Raw genomic sequence first — 21,571 nt, 5'->3', positions numbered from 1 at the left:
CCTGAAATCATCGAGGCAAAATAAAAAGTAAAATAGTTCGAGTCAAGACTATTTTTTTATTTTTTATTTGTATAAGATAGCTAGGTCTGAATTCAATCTAATATCCTTTTTCTGTGGATATCTATTTTTACCAAATAAACAATTACCAGTTAGCAACCTAGAAGAATTCTTGTGCTATCTAATTTATATCATTTTTAACTCCCCAACACCTCATTTAAGTTATTCACAATTTCTGTGGATAAGTCTGTTTATAGACTGTCAAACTTCTTGTAGGATTGAGAAGTTAATCCGATGATTCATCATTTACCAAGGTGTCTTTGATATCAAGATACAAATAATCTGTCACACTTCTTCGAAAATCTATTTTTGTCCCTTATTCTCTTGAAGATGGAGTTTGATCTCTGTGTGGTTGATAAGTACTCAGTTGTCGTGAAAAACCTAATTTTATTCATCAAATTCATTATCTGCGCATCGTTCTGCTTCAAGTAATTACTCTGCTACGAATTCGAAAGTTGTCAAAGAACTTTATATTTATGAATATCTTAGCTCCTATTTATTTTGTAATTTGATTTTAGCCCTTTATTTGGATAATATGCTTTCAGTTAAGGCAACCGCTTATTTATTCTCATGAAATTTTTTGATATTTCTTTACCCTTAAGTGTTGTTCAAAAGATAGTTCGTTATGTACCTTCAGAAGATAAAAAGAAATTAAGTTTCGTAAATCAAAGCTGGAGAGAGTTATTGACCCATGAGGGTTCTGAATTATTTATTGAGGCACAAGACTCAACTGATGTTTCTGAGTTACGTCCACATATTGAAGCTTTTCTGCCTGTAATCCCCCAATCGCCGATCACAATAAAGCGTTTGACAGAGGGATTTTCTCCTTGGGCCAACAGTTATTTAATACAAGTGGGCGATGAACGTTTTGTATTGCGTCATATAAGACATATGGAAGGGCGGGCCCGTGAAGTACTTGCATCTATTTTTTTCGCACACAGCAAAGTTGCTCCTGACGTAGAGTATTTTGATTTTTCTTCAGGTGTTGTGATCATGCGTTATGTAGAAAATGATCCTTCAATTACTGGAAAACTTGATGATGAGCAGCTGAAACTTATTGCAAAAAAATTTGCGATAATACACTCAGGGCCTCCTTTCAAAAAGCGAGCGGAAATTGAAAACTCTACCCTAATCACTGAACGTAGAGAGACCTTAAACACTTATGCTAAAGCTTCACCTCTATTTTTCTTGCAGCAATACGCACTGATGCAACTGGACGATCTAACGGCTTTGGTAAAACAAACTCATTATTGTCACAATGATGTCAATCCCAACAACATACTGGCAACTCCTGATAATTTCTATTTTATTGATTGGGAATGTGCCGGATTAAATGATCCTTTCTTGGATTTAGCCACAGTAGTTGCCACCTTGCGTTTAAAGACTCCTGCCGCGAAATCTCTTTTAACTCATTATTTGGGGCATGAACCTAGCAGTGAAGAATATTTGCATTATGTGCACATGCAACAAATCGCTTTACTGCGATTTGCAATTTGTTTTGCAGCAAATATAAAGGATCCCTTAAGTGTGAGCCATGTGGATATTGGATCAATTCCAGCATTTAATGAATATCAGCCTAGTGATGGAAAAATTGATAAAGGAAGTGATTTAGGCAAGTTTTACATTAGCGTGATGCTCATCAAACAAGCGATGCAAACCGTTAATGATTATCAATTTAAGCGACAACTCAATACCAGGTTATCAGGTAATTTAGCCAAGCCGGCCAAAGATTTTAATTTTGGAAAGCTGCAAGTTCCTTATTTTATTATGGGAGGGATTTTAAAATATCTCCATAAGGATGAAATTCAAACGCTTCGTTTAGTCTGTCGTAGCTGGCGTTTATTTATAGATGACCAGATTGTGACACCCAAAGAATTGATTTCTGAGAGTACTGTAGAATCAATAAGTAACTCCAAAGCGATTGCTACTCGTTTAAAGTCAGCAGTGCAGTCATTTCTTCCTTGGAATGTAGGTGCGATAAAGCCACTGAACGGAGGGTTATCTCCTTTCTGTCAGAATTTTTTAGTGGAAGCATATAATCAGAAGTATGTTATTAAAATATTAGAAGAGGGCAGTGCTCAAGGATGGGTGGAATTGTATGCCGCAGAAGCTGCATCGAGTATTGGGATTGGTCCACGAATGATTTATTTTAATGCAGCACAAAAAGTAGCTATATATGAATTTATAGCGAATGATCCCCGTTGGCCACTAGATAAATCATTGGATAGATTAGCATCACTTGGATCAGTGATTAGTGCATTACATGCAATCAAAGTACCTGAAAAAAAAGTGAGTAAAGAAAGCGATAAATTTCTGCAATTAAAGTCCAGGGTAAAAGATCTTGCTGAAATTAATCCTAAGTTCGAAGGTTTTTCCTTGGTTATCTCTCTATTTAATGATTTAGATTATTTATTAAGTCTAAATCCTAAAGCCAGTTTGTGTCACTATGACATGAATCCCTGGAATATATTATTTCAAACGGAAGAGAATCAATTTTCGTTAATTGACTGGGAATTTGCTCGGGTTGGTAATCCGCTTTTTGATGTGGCAACAATCGCGAATTTTTTACGTTTAAACGCGTTAGAAGAAGCTTTTCTGCATATTGCGTACAAGAAAGGGCGAATTAGTGCACTGGATGAAGCTTCTTACCAAATCACTAAAGCTTATGTTTATTTGCGATATGCTATTTGTTCACTTGGGCTCAATACAAGTTATGATTTGAAAACTGATCAAAGTATATTAAGTAATTTGCCACCTTTTAATCAATTTAATCCATTTCAATTAAAAATTGATAAAAACACAAATGAAGGGCGTTATTATATTGCTCTAATGTTTGTAAAAGCAGCTATGAATTTGCTTACGGACAAACAATTCATTTCTCATTTAAAGACGTATCAACAAGGGTTTAAAACGGACTATATTCCCTCCTTTTTTGCACATTCATCAGACAGGTTAGATGAACAGAATGGACCAGGAATTAACGCGAGTTTCAAACAAGACTCATACTCTTGAAGATACGACTCCTGTATTGATAGGCTTAAGCTTAAGACTTCCACACATTGAAAATGAGGAAGCTTTGTGGCAATTTTTAGTTGCCGGTAAAAAAACACGTTGTTCTGTAGATAGCTCGAGAATGTGGCATAGTGAGAATGAAGTGACCTATGCCAATTTATTCTCTGATTGGGACTTCTTTGCTCCAGAATTATTTAATCTCACCGCAAAAGACATCGCTCACATCGATCCTCAACAGAAATTGGCTTTGTATGGAGTACATACTTGTCTGGAACAGGTCGGCATTATGCGACAGGAGTTGCAACAGGCAACTACAGGTGTTTATGCAGGGGTGATGACTGTTGATAACTTGCATACCTATGCAAGCACTAAGGTGGAAAGTGACAGTCGTTTTTTTTTGAATAATTGTGAGGCCAGTGTTGCAAATCGGGTTTCGCACTGTTTTAACTTTACTGGAGAGAGTAAAAGTATTAACGCAGCATGTGCTAGTTCTCTAGTTGCCTTAAAGGATGCGTGTGACAGTATCAAGTATGGTCAAAATGATTTTGCTTTTATTATTGGTGTGAATTACATCGATAGTGCTTTAAGGCATCAAAGTTTCAAAAAAGCAGGGATGCTCTCGAGAAGTGGTTGGTGTCATACTTTTTCGATGCAAGCAGATGGGTATTTACCTTTGGAAGGCATGGTTACTTTGCTCGTTACTTCAAAAGCAAAGGCTGATTCATTAAATCTTCCCATTTTAGCAGCTGTGGTAGGAATTAGTTGTAATCACAATGGAACTACAAGCACGATGACTGCTCCAAGTGTGACGGCACAATCAAAACTCATTCGTTTGGCGAAAAAGCAATGTTTGAATCTCGATGTAGGATATGTTGAAGCTCATGGAACAGGGACTAATCTTGGCGATCCTATCGAACTTGAGGCCTTAAGTCGTAATTATCCTGGTTGCTTTGTGGGCTCTATTAAAGGAAATTTAGGGCATATGGAGGCTGGTGCCGGTTTATTAGGCGTTGCTAAGTGTCTTCTTATTTTAAAAAAACGACAAATTCCTCCTCATGTACTATCTGATACAGCTAATCTTTTATTACCAGAAATTTTAAGTATCAATACAGAATCAATTGCTTATAATCATTCGCAAATTGCGGTTAGTTCTTTTGGGTTTGGTGGTGCAAATGCGCATGCGATTTTGCAAACAGTTCCTGAGCGCCCACCGATTCGTACAGAAGAACCCTTTAAATTACCTTTATTGCTGAGCGCAGCGACCAAAGAAGATTTGGAAGCACGAGTGACGCTCACTGAGGGTTATGTTCTACAGAAGCAAAAGTATCATCTGGCATTAAACTCAATTTATACCCAGGAGCACCATCCTTCTTTTCGCCAAGCAGGGTGGATCAATGATCATGATGAGTCCATTAATTGGGTGTCATTGAATCATGACTTTATCACTCTTCCAGGCTGTTGTGCACAGGGTGCAGTTAACTTAAGACCCTACATGCTGCATACTTTTTCTGAACGGTTGCCGGAATATTGGATTAATCTGATTTATGATTTCTTACCTGATATTCGTTGTATTGAGGCTTTTGGAAATGCTGTGTCTCTGGCGTTGCAAGCCAATCAAAAGATGCAAACACATTTAATATTAAATGGTGAACAATATCCAGCATTAAGTGATTTAGATGAGTATGTATTGGAACTTATTGATGGTTTGTTAATCGACCCATCGGAGGTGAATCGACTTATTGCTGAAAGTATAGAGCTGTACCAGCATCAATATACATTTAAAGCGCTTTTGCAAAATCTACTCGATCCCGAATTAATTGCCGTGTTTGAGCAAGGTGATGCGGGGCTACTGTTAGATGAAGGAATTATAAATCATCAAATAATAATAATTCTTTTGTGGGCAAGAGTTAGTGTGATTAATAAATGGGAATTAAGCGCGGTAAAAAAAGAACTACTAAACCGTTTTCCTGCTGCCTTGGTTGAACTCATTGCTATGCTTGAGCAGCAACTTCTTGTGCCAGAAGAGGTCCTATTATTATTAAAGAGAGATTCTTTTTTTATCGATCTTTTTAAGAACAGATTAATTGAGCGGGTAACCACAATTTCTGAAGCGAACTTATTTATTTTATTAAGTGCTTACTATAAACCGATATTGACCTTAATCTGCGATTCACAGAGTAGTGTTTCTAATCAATGTATTTTTCATTTTAAAGAAGGGCAACGTATCTGTATTGATCTGGATCAAGCGAACAAACTGGATGCTTTGACATTAAGTGATGAGGTAGTTCTTCAGTTATGGCTTATGGGTTTTGTTATCGATTTTGAACGTTATTTAGGGACGATGGATTTTGAGCGTAAGCCTTATTTTAAGAAAGCTATAACAGCTAGTTACAAAACCAGAGAAAACTCTTTTGGAAGACAATTCGATGCATTACAAACTACAGTGAAATGTATCAATCATCATGAATTGTCTCACCTGAAACAGGTTCATTGGACTGAGTTTTCCTTAAATGAGCTATTCAGGCAAGATGTTTGGATCACGATTGATTATCCGGATATAAATCCAATCCATTATGTATTAGAAGCGATACGGCAAATTACGATAAGATGCGGTGTTCAAGTTAAAAAACAACGCGTGATTTACCTGCAGCTGGATAAGCTTTATTCTTCTGCAGAAGTCCAATTAGTCACTCATTTTGTAAAAGCGATTAATTTAGAAATAAGTCCACTTCACATTAAGGTGATTGATTTTCAAGGAAAATTTTATCAATACGATAAAGTCACTTTACAATTTCCTAGGGTGCTAAATAAAGGCCTTGAATATCGAGGAGTCTATGTTTTAGTTGGTGGAGCGGGTGGAATCGGCTTAAAACTGGGCGCCTATCTCCAAGAACACTACAAGGCACAAATTTATGTGCTGGGTCGCAAGCCCTATAACCAATTGAATGAACAAGTAAAAATCCAGTTGCAACAAGCTAAGATGATTTATCAGTGCTATGATCCGGATAAAGATGAAGTTCTTCTAACCCGTTTAAAACAAATAGCGTCTCTACAGAAAATTTCGGGTATTTTCCATTTAGCTGTTGCACGAGATGACGAATGGTGGATTAAGCAAAGTGAGAACTCATTATCCACGACATTGATGCAAGTCGTTCAACGCAACCATTGGTTAGTTGCTGAAGAGTTATCTCAGTACGCCAACAACCTGTATGTCTTTACCTCAATCCAAGCCTATTACCCCAATTTAGGGGCTACGATATACAGCTTTGAGGCGGCTTTTAAAAGTTATTTATCGGCGCAACAAAAAAGTCTTCCCTGTTTTGTCAGTGCATTAGGAGTGATCGAAGGCATTGGCTTGGCAACTTCTGCTGATTATTCACAGTACATGGCGAATAATCATTTGGCTCCTTTATCTTTTGCTCAACTGATGACACTTTTTGAACTGCAAATAGGCACTAATACGCCTTTTGCTTTAATTACCGGAACTGCAAAAAAAAGCGATTTTATTGCCAGTTTAGCGATCAACAAAAATAAGAGCCTGGATGGATTTGTTGCACTAAGTCTCTTGCTGCAGATCAATCAGTTTTTTCCCATGCAGGGTTGTTGCATTGCGACATTTTTGGCGCCTTTTCAAAGACATTTGCAATTATTGGTTCGAGAGTTACTTCATATCTGGCAAAAAATGCATTTTATTCATTTGGATAACGACTTTATTTATATTGCCAAAGATATCAAGCAACTTGAGGCACTAAAAAACAGCTATGAAGCTGAATTAAAAGAAGGGGATTATGCGTCCCGACTTAAATTATTTGCAGCAGTATGTGAACACTATGATGATCTATTATCAGGGAATCTATTACCGCAGCAGGTTATTTTTCCTCAGGGTAATACAGAGTTAGTCCAAGGTTTTTATGAGCATCATGCAGTTGCTGATCATGCTAATCAGATTCTGGCAAGTAAATTGAGAAAGTACTGTATGTCGGCTCAAAGAAAAATAAAGATTCTTGAAGTAGGTGCTGGGAGCGGCGCTTCGACTCGGGCTATTTTAGCAGCATTGCAAGGTCAATCCTATGTCTATTATTTCACGGATATTTCGCCTGCATTGGTTAATAAAGCAAAGCGTTATTTTTCTGAGTACGAACACTCCATGGAGTTTCGAATCTTTAATATGGAGCACATGGATGCTGAGCATGAGTTTTATCACGAATTTGATTGTGTCATTGCGACCAATGCTATCCATGCAACGAGCGATATTTTAAATTCCCTGAACAGCTTGAGTGAATGCTTGGTTGATGGGGGACATTTATTATTGAATGAGTTAGTGGAAAAGACCCCTTTTACCACTGCTATTTTTGGCTTATTTGATGGATGGTGGAATGCGAAAGACCAACATTTACGCCAAATCAATTCACCCTTATTAAGTGCCGATCAATGGATATCTGTATTACAAACAATGCAATTAACCGAAATTGAATATCAAAGTTCGTGTTTAAATTTTTCATCAGCGGAACAAATTGTCATAGATACCAAAATAAAGCGGCAGGGCAAGATAAAAAAACAATCCAGTTTGTTAATTCCCTTATCGAAGGTGTCCATGGCTCCAGTGAACAAGCCACAGGTCGAAGAACAGCAATCCCCAATTCATTCGACAAACAATCAGAAATGGATTATCGAGCAATTGGCACAAACACTTTATTTGGATAGTGAAACAATTCAATTAGATGACCGCTTATCTGATCTCGGATTTGACTCATTAAGTTTGAGTGATTTATATCAAAAATTAAAACCTCAATATCCTGAATTAGGTATTGCTGAATTATTTGCGGTAGATACAGTCAATGCATTGGTTCAACGATTCACTAATGAAAACTCTGAAATTCCTGAAGAAGTGAATCCTGATTTAGAACATTACAATTGGGAAACAGATATTGCCATAGTGGGTTTAAGTTATCAGCTTCCGCATACCGGATCAGATGATTTTATTTCAATGCTGCAACAGGGCAAGACAGCATTCGGACCGATTCCTAAATCACGTTGGGCGCATGGCTCATTTGCGTACAATGGTTGCTTTTTAAATGAGATTGATTGCTTTGATGCAGCTTTTTTTAAATTGTCTCCCCGTGAAGCTGCTTTTATCGACCCGCAGGAACGTTTGCTGTTGCAAAATGCTTATTCTGCTCTTGCCGATGCAAATGCTTTTCCCATTGCATCTGACAATAAAATTGCAGTATTTGTCGGCATTAGTGGTGCTTATTATGCGTGGTTGAATGAAGATTGGACCACCCAAAAACATGCTAATTCTTCTTGTGCTTATTGGTCAGCTGCAAACCGAATTTCCTACAGTTTTAATCTACACGGACCCAGTATGGCGGTGGATACCGCCTGTTCTTCTTCATTATCAGCACTTCATTTAGCGTGTCAAAGTCTATTAACTGGTGAATCGAACATGGCCGTAGTTGGTGGCGTCAATTTAATTGTACATCCACGACAAATGGTAGAGCTCTCTGATTTGCATATGCTTTCAGCACAAAACATCAATGCTACTTTTTCTCAAAATGCAGATGGGTTTGTTTACGCTGAAGGGGTGGTGGCTTTATGTATTAAAAAATTGAGTGAAGCTGTTGCCGAAGGCAATAAAATTTATGGAGTAATTAAATCGAGTGCACTAAATTCAGGTGGCAAAATGCACGGATATACAGTGCCAAATCCTGAAGCCCAAAAAAAAGTAATCCTTTCTGCATTGCAAAAAGCAAAAATTAATTCTTCGCAAATCAAATATATTGAAGCTCATGGAACAGGAACAGTCTTAGGTGATCCAATCGAAATTAAAGCATTGAGTGAGGTGTATCAAAATAAAGTATTTATTGGTTCGATTAAGAGTAATATGGGCCACAGTGAAGCATGTGCTGGTTTAGCAGGATTAGTGCGAATTTTATTACAATATCAGCATGAAGAAATTTTTGCTGCGGTTAATGCTTGGCCGTTGAATGAGCATTGTCATTTTGAAAAAACACAATTTATTATCCCAGAAAAAAATACGGTTTGGGGACACAGTAAAGGATTTCGTTTTAGTGCGCTAAGTTCTTTTGGTGCAGGTGGCTCCAATGCACATGTTATTTTACAAGACTATCCGATTATTCCTGAGCCTAATACAAAACAGCATTCTTTTAAAAAGCAAAGACATTGGTTCGTTCCACGTACTGATACAGTGGCTATTCACGAATACCCCTTATCTCTGGAAACTAAAGCGTATTATTTTGAGCAACACCGATTGCATCAACGTCCGATATTACCTGGTGCTGCACATATTTATTTTTGTTATCAAGCTTATTTGCGTTATAAAAATGAGATATCCAATATCAGCATTCGTGACATAAAATGGCTTTATCCCATTTATGCGGATCATCACGCGGACAACAGTTCATTTAAGATTCTATTTAAAACTGAAAAGAGCCACACGTTGTGTGAGTTATCAGGCGAGCTATTGCATTCGAGTAGCATTTATTATTCTTTAGATGAGCGGACTGTTAGTAAGGACTATGCGCTATTTACTGTTGAGTGTACTTATGATTGTTCCGTGGAAGACATGTATGCTCAATTTCGCCAAAACAATTGGTATCATGGCAAAGCATTTCAATGTGTACAAACACTTCGGATTAATCCTGATAAAAATAAAGCAATCGCTGTATTAACTTTACAAGAATCTCATGAGGATCCTACATTGGATCCGCGATTGTTTGATAGTGTTTTGCAATGTGTCTCGGTGTTACAAGAAGACCTACCTGAAGATCAGGTATATATTCCACATGGAATTGAGGCATTGAATTTATTTCACGTGTGGACTTCTACACTCTATGTCGTTGTTGAAGACAAATCCCAACGAAAATTTTCTCCACGTTATGACATTTCTATTTTTGATGAAAAACATCATTTGGTAAGCCACATTGTGGGCTTTTGTATGATTCCTATTCATAAGCAGCAAATTATTCCACAAAAAATACCAGTTCATTATTTTAAACCATCCTGGCAACGTATTTATTGTGATAAAGCAAAGGACAGAACTCTTAGATGGTTGCAAGTAACTGATAGACCAAGCACAGACTCAGAATGTTCCATAATTCTGGTGAACCAAGTGCAAGGTTCACCGCAATTCATTAGTTTACTGCAAAATATACAGGACGCTTTACAGTCAAGAAAAAAATTAAACCTGATTTTGTGTTTTGATGATTTTGGAGAAACTGCAGTATACGCACAAGCAATTCATGCTTATTTACGTACGGCACGACTCGAATTTCCTGAATTGCACTACAGTGTGGTTCTTTTGCCTTGGGAATTTAGTACTCAATTGTTGCCACTGATTGCACAAAGCCAATTGCCTACTTGGGTTAAAGTAAATCAAGAAGGCTTTTTTCATACCCAATATTATCATGCAGTCACCCCAGAGAAGAAAAGTACGCGCTTATTATTTAAAAAATCGGGTGTGTATGTCATTGCGGGGGGCATTGGAGCGATTCCAAAAATTATAGCCCAGTATCTGGTAACTCAATATCAAGCTCACGTGTTACTTCTTGGTCGACGTAATCTATCAGCAGAACATCAGCATTGGATACAACAAAGCAACATAAGCTACAAACAAGTTGATATAAGTGATTACGAAACACTGCATTCAGTCATTGCTCATTTTGTTTTAGAACAAGGAGGAAGGTTGAATGGCTGTATTCAGGCAGCTGGGATTCAGCAAGATAGTTTAATCATTAATCAATCAGCTGAATCAATTAAAATGGCTTTGGCGGCAAAAGTAACCGGTACCTTGAATTTAGATAAAGCAACAAAGGAGTATCATCTGGATCATTTTCTTTTGTTGTCATCCTACTCCTCTATATTAGGCAATATTGGACAATCTATCTATGCGGCTGCTAATGGATTTTTAGATGGTTTTACTGTCTTACGTGAGTCAATGCGCATCAAAGGTGAACGCACAGGGTTTACCTGCAGTATTAATTTGCCTTTTTGGGAGCAAGGAGGTATGCAGGTTAGTGATTCGGTTTTAGCTCGTATGCAAAAAGAGTGGGGCATGCAAGCAATTAGCAATGCTACTGGATGTCGTATTTTGGAAACTTTATCCGCTTTACCTTGGCCGCAAATTATTGCGCATCAAGGAGATCCAGAACTCATTTTACAGCAATTAAATCATTCGCAATCAGCGAAACAATACAGGTCTGAAGCACATATGGAATTTAAACTTTTAGTAATCAACACCATTAAAAAAGTATTGGAGCTTGAAGATCATTTTGATGTGACCTCATCTTTTGGTGATCTTGGTTTTAACTCGATTTTATTTACTGAATTGGCAAATCATTTGAATGATGCTCATGATTTAGCAATTACTCCCGCAACTTTTTTTGGTTATAAGACGGTTTCTGAGTTTATCGACTATTATGAACAACAAGTTAAGAGTTTCGTTGTAGCGCCGATTCAACCAGAATTAGGTTTTGTTAACAATTCATCCATCATACCGAAGTCCCACGATTTATCGATGCGATCTATGGGCTTGCAGAGCGATGATCCAGTTATTGTGGGGTACAGTGCATTATTGCCAGGATGTAAGGATTTGAATGATTTTTGGCAATTGTTATTAAATCAACGAAACGTTTTTAGTCAAACGCCAGCGAATCGGTTGCACTACATGCAACAACATCCTGGAGCATTTATTGATGGTGTCGATGCATTCGATGCCTCATTTTTTAATCTTTCTCCGCTTGAAGCAATGGTGATGGATCCTCAGCAAAGATTATTATTGCAAGAAGTATGGCATGCTTTAGAAATGGGCGGAATCAATCCATTACAATTAAAAGGTTCTGCTACTGGTGTTTATGTAGGCGCGTCAACTTTTGATTATGCTAAGTTATTGACCCGTTACCAAATTAATAATCCCTACATTCCAGTTGCCACAGTACACAGTTTACTGGCTAATAGAATATCTCATTATTTTGATTTAACGGGACCGAGTGAAGCAGTGGATACGGCATGTTCTAGCAGTTTATATGCTCTAGATCGCGCCGTGAAAGCCATCAAACAAGGAGAGATTGATCAAGCGATAGTATGTGGCGTCAATTTATTACTGGACGATGAGTTTTTTAACGCATTCACTCAATCAGGGATGTTGTCTGCTACGAATGCCTGTAAGCCATTTGATAAAAATGCAGATGGATACATTAGAGGAGAAGGAATTATTGTTATTCTTCTTCAGAAGCAATCGTTGGCACAGACACAAAATAATACGATTTATGCGCGAGTTCTTGGCAGTGGCGCCAATCATACGGGTAAAGCCAATACGCTTACATCACCCAGTTCAAAAGCACAGCAACTACTCTATGAGCAAGTCTATAACTCAATTGATATATCACGTATCAGTTATATTGAAGCTCATGGAACGGGAACTCCATTAGGTGATCCAATTGAGTTGGAAGGTTTAAAGAATTTTGTTGCCGATAAAAATGTAGCAATTGAGGTGGGTTCGGTTAAAGGGAATATTGGCCATTTGGAACCTGCTTCAGGATTGGCGGGATTAATAAAAATTTTGTTGATGTTCCAACATCAAATGATTCCTGGGCAAGCGAATTTGTCTGAAATTAATCCTTATCTGCTTCTGCAGCAATCAGGGTTAACGATTAGTCAAGAAACTCATCCATGGCCAGAAAAGCAAAGCAAAGGCGAATTCATTCCGCGTTGCGCGGCAGTGAGTTCTTTCGGTTTTGGTGGGGTTAACGCGCATGTCGTTTTAGAACAAGGAGATGCAGTCAAACCACAACATACAACTACTTTTGTGCCATTGATTCCTCTTTCTGCAACCAATGAGGCAAGTTTGAAGGCTTTGGTAAACAATTATATCGATTGGTTGCAAAAAACTGATCATATCGAGCCACAAAGTTTCTGTTTTACCTTACAAAAAAGACGAGTACACCACCGTCATCGGGTCTTATTTCAATGGCATAATCAACACCAATTGATTGAACACATGCAGAATTGGCTCAAGTCATCTACTGCAGCCTATATTGATGACCGTTACCAGTCCATGGCGCAAGCTTATCTTGCTGGTGATGCGGTATTTACCCATGAACTTAATTCTAATGATGTATTGGGTGTGCATGCTACTCCAGCCTATCCATTCGAACGCAAAAAAATATGGTTTAAAAATCAAGAGAATCACTTGTTGTATGTGACAAAGGAATTGAACGTTGATGCAGAAATGAAACATCAACCTTTGTACAAAAAAAATATCTTAATGATTTATGCAGAATATTTTGCCGCAACAATTCAGCAGATGAGTATTCAGCTTGAAACAAACAATAAGATTTTGAGCTACAGTCTGGATCACTTTGATCCCAATGAGTTCCAATTATTCTTAGCTGCCCATCCTGAGCTGGATTACATTATTATCTATCCGAAGATACCCGATTTTCATTTAGAGACCAGTCTTTTTAATCATGATCTTCTCAAGTTTGTTAAGCCTTTATTTGATGTATTAAAGAGTGCATTAAGCACTGCCTTGTTTACAAAAGATATTCATATTGATTGGTACTCTTATGTTGTTGAAGCCCACCATCCGCAAGTCGCCATGGTCAGTGGTTTGTTGGGATCTTTAGCTAAAGAAATACCCTATTGGCAATTCAAACATTTCATAATCGATATCCCTTTAGAATTATCGGTGGTGGAACGAGTTTATGAAGGGCCACATCAAACCATTTACTATCAAAATAAACAGTATTGGTTAAATACTTTGGATTTAGCTACGAATTGTGACGCGCATGATTTTCTCATAAGCCAAGGGACTTATTTGATTCTGGGTGGTATGGGAGGAATTGGACGTCAGTTGGCGCAATTCTTGATGAAATCTTATCAAGCTCAAGTGATTCTTGTAGGACGTAGCCCTCTCAATGAAGAGGGACGTGCATTGTTACAAGCGTATGGAACGCAGATTGAGTTTATTCAAACAGATGTCACCCGAGAAGCAGAATGTGCTTTGCTGATTAAGTATCTGCAAGTGAAATATCCAGTCATCGATGCTGTATTTAATTTAGTGATGCATCTGCATGACAGCACAGTTGACTCCATGACGTGGCAACAATTTCGCAGTGTGGTGGATGCCAAATTATTCAGTGCCTATTTCATTTATCAGTTGCATCAACACACTAAAGTGAACGCCGCTGTGATTTTTTCTTCCATGCAAAGCAGTGCTTGTCTTGCAGGTCAGGCAAATTATGCGGCGGCAAGCAATGCGCTTGATGCCTATTGTCTGCGCTTAGAGAAAGAAACGGCATTACCCGTTAAGATTATTAATTGGAGTATTTGGCAAGAAGTGGGTGCTGTTACGGATTCTTTTTACCTTAAAAGAGCACGCAGTTTAGGTTTTATTCCTTTGACAACACAACAAGCACTTGAGGCGCTGCAAATCGGTTTAAACAGTCAGTACGTGCAGTTTGCAATTCAACATAAAAGTGACGGTAATTGCTCTCACCCTTCTACGCCCCGCGACTTGTATGCGGGATCCAGTGGGTTTCATTCCGTTAGAACAAATCCCAATGCCGTATCGGTTATCTCTTTAAAAAAAGGATTAGAGGGAGTGAATCAATTCGTTTCTCATTTGGTTCATGATTTACGGAAAAAACAAGTTTTTGTAAACAAGGTGATACCTAAGTATGAACAGTTGGTAGGCCATTTAAATGATTTACCGCATCATCCTAATGATGAATTATTGAATCAATTGCTTGAGCTTTGTTGTCAACAGGACACTGACTATGAAGCTTATTATCGCTTAGCTTATCTTTGTTATTTGAACTATGAATCAATATTAACGGGTAATAAGGCGCCTGCAGAGATTGTTTTTTCAGAACAAGGGCTTCATTTATTGTTTGCGCTTTATGCTAAAAGCCCTGAATCAAGGAAATGTAATCAGCAGATTGCAAAGTATTTAGGTGAGTTTCTCCGTACAACCAACAAACGAGTGAAAATCCTTGAGCTGGGGGCTGGTGTGGGGGCAACTACGGAAACCTTAATGGATGTGCTGAATCACTATGAGCAGGTTGATTATTACTATACGGATGTCTCTTCCTTTTTCTTAAATCAAGGAAAAAAATTACAAGCCAAAGTGCGCTTTAATTTGCAATGCGAGCATTTGGATATGAATCATTTAGCAGAATTAGCTGATGGTTCTTTTGACGTTATTCTGGCTTCTAATGTACTTCATCTAGCCAATGATTTAGACCTTACCCTCAAGGAATTGCAGCGGATTCTCAAGCCTCAGGGTGTGTTTTTGTTAAATGAGGCAGTGCAAGAGCAGGCTTATTTGAATTTTATTTTTGGTTTATTTGATGGCTGGTGGCAAGCGCGTGACGCGCAACGATTAAATGCCTCTCCTTTATTAAGCCAGAATCTTTGGCTGCAAAAATTATCTGCATCAGGTTTTAGTGTGTTAGAGCCAGATTTGCTTGAGCAAGAAAAAGCGCAAAGAGTTTTTTGTTGTCATTCTCGCATTTACGAAGCGCGTTGTGATCAAGAATTTCAGATGAGGAGTCCCTCATCCGTCCTGCGAACATCTTCGCCCCAGACTCGGGGAGAAGGGCTCCATGATTTTTTAGAGATTACTCAGAAAATTTCGGAATTTGTTATTTCTGCGCTTCATTTGCCCAAAGGTCAGCATCTTGAAGTTGACCGTCCTTTGGCAGAAATTGGCCTTGATTCGATTACTGGGGTAAGTTTGGTTACCAATATCAATAAAACATTCAATTTATCATTACGTACTGCAGTTATTTTTGATTATCCCACGCTAGACCGTTTAGCAACTTTTGTTTGTTCCGAATTAAAAGGGGTAGAACCTGTTGTTTTGCAAAAACAGGCAGTCGATTTATTTACAGGGGAGTTGATTGATGACTAAGCATCGGCGTCGGTATACATACAGTCCTCAAAGCAATCCCTTCTGGTTAGCACATCAAATTGATGGTCATTATGTGTTTCCATTAGATAATTTACTGATGATGATTTATGCTGCATTAAGTCCTTTAGCGGCTACTGCACCCATAGTGGAATTAACTGATATTGAATTAAAAAAATTATTAATTGCTGAAAAAGATCAAGAGATAAATTTGCATTTGGAGATTGATCCAATAACTCATGAATGCTTCATTGCGCAAATTGATAAGAATGACAATAAGGAATTGGTATTACAAAATCACTATCAATTTAAGACCTACCATGAAATGTCCCGACCAATGGACAACCACAACCAGTTGGTGATGAATGATTTTTATCAGGGTGATTCATTGCATTATTTAGGTCCGTGTTATCGAATTATTGAAAATTATAATGATTCTGACGATTCATTTTCTGCTAGCCTGGATCCTAAGGGGAGCTTTCCTGCAGTTTTAGGCAGTATGTTGCATTCATTCATTTATCGCAACGATCCTTTTTTTGCTAAAAACCCTCGTCCTGGGTTACCTAAAGCAATAAAACGGGTTTTGTTACGAGTGCAGCCTCAGCAATGCAGCTCTTTACATATCAAAGATCAGAACGCCGCCGTTTTGGATGTACAGGGAAATTGGCAAGTCATCATGGAGGGTGTTGAGCTGACAAGCAATGAATCAGCAAAGAACAACAATAGACCTCTTTCCAAACTCGCTGAGGAGAGTGAAGTGCGAGGAGACGCGCAGCGGACAACCGGAGTGTATACACAGGTACATGAGGATTCGAGCACCGCATCGACGAAACAATTCACCTCCTCAGTAGAGTTTGGAAGGAGGTCTACTCTAGATATTGCTGTAATTGGTATGGCAGGAAAATTTCCTCAAGCAGAATCAATCGACGAATTATGGAACTCCTTATGCGAAGGATTTGATGCGATTACCTCATTAGAGAAGCGCGGGAGAAAATACATACGAGAGCCCAATCATGCGGGGTGGCTGGATGATGTTTTTGCCTTTGATCCAGATTATTTCCACATCCCCAAAATTGAAGCACAAGCGATGGATCCACAACAGCGCTTATTGTTACAAACTGCAGCGGGTGCTTTAATTGATGCGGGTTATGCACCGATGGAACTACCTGATAAATTCTGTGGTGTTTTTGTGGGTGCAAGCCAAAATAATTATTTAACTCACAGTCTGGAAAAACCTATAGCCCAAAGTTTTTGGGGAAATGCTCCCTCAGTGATTGCAGGACGAGTTTCTTATACCTTTAATTTGACGGGGCCAGCAATTACTGTAGATACAGCATGTTCCTCCTCTTTGGTTGCCCTCCATCAAGCGTGTCAAGCCATTAAAAATGGAGAGTGCACTAGTGCTTTAGCGGGCGGAGTATTCATTATGACCAGTGATGAGTTCCTGCAGCAAGCGCATCATGCCAAAATGCTTTCCTCTGATCATGCATGTCAAACATTCAGTGATAAAGCGAATGGTTTTATTCCTGGCGAAGCAGTGGCCTGTGTTTATTTAAAACCTTTAGCTCAAGCGCTGAAAGACCAAGATCCCATTTATGCAGTAATCAAGGCCAGTGGGGTGAATCAAGATGGGCAATCGAATGGAATTACAGCACCTAATGGTTTGGCACAAACCGAACTGATGCGGCACATTTATACTTCTTATGGTTTATCGACAGAAGATCTTGCTTATATTGAAACACATGGAACGGGTACAGAACTTGGTGATCCAATAGAAGTGAGTGCCTTACAGCGATTATTTGCGACCCAAGGAAAAGAAAATAGAAAAAAATCCTGTGGTTTAGGAAGCATCAAATCCAACATTGGTCATACAGTACATGCTGCTGGAATTTGCGGTTTTATCAAAAGTGTTTTATGCAGTTATTTTCAAAAAATTCCAGCAACAATTCATTGTGATCGTGAAAATCCACACATCGATTTTGCGAGTACCCCTTTCTATCCAGTAAAAGAATTAAGTCCGTGGCCAAAAGATAAATCGCTTGCTGCAGTCAGTTCATTTGGGTTTTCTGGTACAAATGCACATATAGTGATCCAACGATTTGCTAGTGAAAATCAGCGCGAATTTCCAGTACATCCTTTTAAAAAAATTCATTGTTATTGGCAAACGACAAATGAGTACACATTATCAGCAGAGAGGACCTATTTCAGTCAACATCAAGTGAATCATCAATCGATTTTACCTGGGGTTGTGAGCCTTGCATTAACGCAGCATTTTCTTAATGAGTTGCCACTTTATTGTGTGAATGTGCGTTGGTTAAGGACATTGCCCGCATTGCATCAAAGGATGGATATCCATATCAGCAAGACTGCAAATGTCGTAGAATTGTTTTATGAAGAAAGCTCTTTTTTTAGTGCCGAAATTGCAAAAGATGAAAAAATCTCTCCTTTTGACCTCAACGATTTTAAAAAGTGCTCCAATTCAATTGACTGTATTGAATATTATCGCTGTTTTGAACAAGCAGGGATTCAATATGGACCTGATTTAAGAAATATAACCCACCTTTTGGCATCTGAGGACCGAGTATTTGCACACATAGAGTGTAACCAAAATTTTAATGAGTTTTTGTTCAATCCTTACCTCTTGGATGCAGCACTGCAAACCGTGGGTTACTTTACTTTATATCAGCAACAGCCCCTTTCTTTACCCGTTAGCGCTAAAAGAGTTGTACTTCTCAAAAGGCTGTCAAACCATGCTTTGGTGTGTACGCAAAAAGTCGGATTACTCAGCTTTCATATTCAAATTTTTGATGAAAATGGAGATTTATGTGTTGTTCTTGAAGAGCTCACGGCACATGTCGTGACACAACATGTGGACAACGACAGACTTTCAGCCAACGTTCAGCAGCTTGTCGGAACAGTCTCTACGCTTGGCGAACAAGTTACAGAACGTGAACAGATACAAATTGGTACAGGAACAGAATCGACTCGCGAATTAATTTATTCTGTTTTTTCCCATCGCTTGAACATGACTTCTGATGAATTACAAAAAATTGGGCAATTCAGTAAGCTGGGATTAGATTCTTTATTGGCCATGGATATTATTTTCGATCTCGAAATTCATTTTGGCAGTCAACCTAAAACTCTTTTATTTGAACATACAACTTTTGATGAGTTAATTGAACATTTTGGTAACAGTCGTGTTAACCACTCTCATGCTACATCGCGCGAAGTAGATAAGTACGAACCGATGATGGTTGCATCAGATATAGCTATAATTGGCATGGCCGTAAACTTTCCTCAAGCCCCCGACTTCCCATCATTTATTGACGTCCTGGAAACGGGTAAAAATTGCGTGCAGGCAATTGACGATCGCAGTTACGGTTATGGAGCCTTGCTTGAAAATGCGAACGATTTTGATGCTTTATTTTTTAATATTGCACCCCATGATGCATTAATTATGTGCCCACAAGAACGGCTTATGTTGCAAAATGCCTGGCATTGCTTCGAAGATGCCGGAATGCAGCTGGATAATCAAGCTCGTTCTGTAGGGGTGTTCATCGGTGCGATGAATAATTTTTATCAATTGGCTGGTTTTGAAAAAAGTTTAAGAGAGCAAAAAATCATACTCGCGAATTCAACTGCAGCGAGTATTGCAAACCGCATTTCCAGTGTCCTTAATTTTACCGGGCCAAGTCTAACCCTAGACAGTATGTGTTCTTCTTCATTAACTGCATTGCATTTAGCCATTCAAGCCATCAATGCCCAAGATGCATCAATGGCATTGGTGGGAGGGGTTAATCTCATCAGTCATGATTATAAATATCAAGAACTTTTGCATCGAAATATGTTATCCGCACAAGGGCATTGTGCCAGTTTTGGAGCGCAGGCAGATGGCTATGTTCCAAGTGAGGGAGTGGTCAGTATTTTAATTAAACCGCTGCAGGCAGCAATTAACGATGGTGATCGTATCCATGCAGTGATTAAAGGCAGCAGCATTGCGCATAATGGCACCAGCTCTGGATATACTGTTCCCAATGCTAATGCCCAAGCAGAAGTGATTAAAAAAGCATTATCAAAAGCCGGCTTGCAGCCTGAAGATATAAGTTATTTAGAGTGTCACGGTACAGGGACACAATTGGGGGATCCCATCGAAATTAAGGGTTTAAACAAAGTATTTTCTGAACGCGATACTCCTTGTTTTATTGGCTCATTAAAATCAAATTATGGGCATATGGAGGCTGCTGCCGGACTTGCTGGCGTCATCAAGGTGATTGCGCAAATGCAACAGAAAAAGCTTTATGCAAGCCTTCATGCCAATACATTGAATCCTAATATTCAATTACCAGACTCGTTAGTTTTATGTCAAACACCATCGACTTGGTCCCTGCATCAGAAAGACCAGTGTTATTATGCCGGTGTGTCGAGCTTTGGTGCTGGCGGGAGTAACGCCCATGTGATTTTAAAAAGTTATGAGAGTACGATTAAGCCTAATGTTAGCCCATTACCGCGAACGGTATTTCAAAGTAGGCGTTATTTTCATGATCTTGAAAAAAAACCGATCTCAGACACATTGTATGAATATGTTTGGCAGCAGCATCATATACGCATTGATAATGATATACCTCGTCAATGGATTGTATTAAGTACTCAAAGTAATGCTGCAGAGATAAAAAACATTTTGCCGCAGAACGCAATCCACATCATTTATGTATCGGAAAATGAAAACGACGGGTATTTCGCTCAAGAGGGGAGAATCGTTACACAACAACAAATCATTGACTTGTTGAATCATGATTTTATTCTTCTGGATTGCTGCAATGATGAGTTAGAGTTAGTTGATCATTTGAGCCTTTTGCAACAGGTTGCTCTTAGTGCAAAAAAGGGCAGCATTTTACAAATTAATAACACACAATCGCCTGATTTGGATGTGATTAGTTATTTTTTACACTGTATGAATGTTCAAACTATAGGTTTAAAAACGGGCTCATTAGTGATTGACCAGCAGCTCCTTACTACGAAACTTATTCAACAAGAATTAAGCCAATTAAGCCTTCATTTTCATAAGGCTCGATATGTTCAAGGACAACGATTCATTCAAGTATTGCAAACAAAAGAATATAAAAGATCAGCTTCAGCCTCAATTGACGTTGAGAAAGTATACTTAATTACTGGTGGTACTAGTGGTATTGGAGCTGAGGTTGCAAAATGGTTAGCTGTTCGTGGTGCACGCAAATTAATTCTCACTGGTATCACGCCATTGCCACAAGAAACTTTATGGGAACATTACCTGCATTCGTCTTGTAAGGCAGGAAAAACCATTCAACTCATTAACCAATTAAGAAACCAAGGGTGTGCGGTTTATTACTATATTGGCGATTTAGCTCAAAAGGAATTATTTGTCGCGTTTTTAAGAGTCGTTATGAATCAAAAAGGTAATTGCTCACCCAGCGTAGATAGTGACCAGGGAGTTACTCAAAAAGACCGTTTTGGCTGGATTTTTCATTGCGCTGGAGTAACCCCAACGCAAACCAAGTCGTTTACAGAGCTTACCCAAAATGATTTCATCCGGAT

3 protein-coding genes (1 of these 3 only partly in view) are annotated in these 21,571 nt (G+C 38.6%); all 3 read left to right on the top strand.

Translation table 11 applies throughout. The annotated features are described in order from the left end of the window. The first annotated feature begins 627 nt into the window (after nucleotides 1-627). Tightly spaced (each overlapping or abutting the next), the 3 genes in view from ACF8MK_RS16530 to ACF8MK_RS16520 form a layout consistent with a single transcriptional unit that may run on beyond the window. Nucleotides 628-3,069 (top strand): phosphotransferase, encoded by a 2,442-nt coding sequence (locus ACF8MK_RS16530; protein WP_392537580.1) that lies wholly within the window; start codon nucleotides 628-630, stop codon nucleotides 3,067-3,069. After that, nucleotides 3,014-16,003, top strand: coding sequence for an SDR family NAD(P)-dependent oxidoreductase (locus ACF8MK_RS16525; RefSeq protein ID WP_392537579.1), 12,990 nt, complete (start codon nucleotides 3,014-3,016; stop codon nucleotides 16,001-16,003). Before ACF8MK_RS16530 ends, ACF8MK_RS16525 begins: the two co-directional genes overlap by 56 nt. Further along, on the top strand, nucleotides 15,996-21,571 hold the 5' portion of the coding sequence (locus ACF8MK_RS16520) for a beta-ketoacyl synthase N-terminal-like domain-containing protein (RefSeq protein ID WP_392537578.1). It continues 1,981 nt past the right edge of the window; 5,576 of the gene's 7,557 nt are visible here — the first part of the coding sequence; its start codon is at nucleotides 15,996-15,998; its stop codon lies beyond the right edge, outside the window. The genes ACF8MK_RS16525 and ACF8MK_RS16520 overlap by 8 nt, the downstream gene beginning before the upstream one ends.

The sequence above is a fragment of the Legionella sp. 227 genome (assembly GCF_043161935.1).
Classification (GTDB): Bacteria; Pseudomonadota; Gammaproteobacteria; order Legionellales; family Legionellaceae; genus Legionella; species Legionella sheltonii.
This window is presented reverse-complemented; position numbering and strand designations above follow the sequence as displayed.

What these genes read in the sequence shown, in the direction of transcription:
- ACF8MK_RS16530 (WP_392537580.1), top strand. Translation starts at nt 628, where the DNA reads ATGAAATTTTTTGATATTTCTTTACCCTTAAGTGTTGTTCAAAAGATA.
- ACF8MK_RS16525 (WP_392537579.1), top strand. Translation starts at nt 3,014, where the DNA reads ATGAACAGAATGGACCAGGAATTAACGCGAGTTTCAAACAAGACTCAT.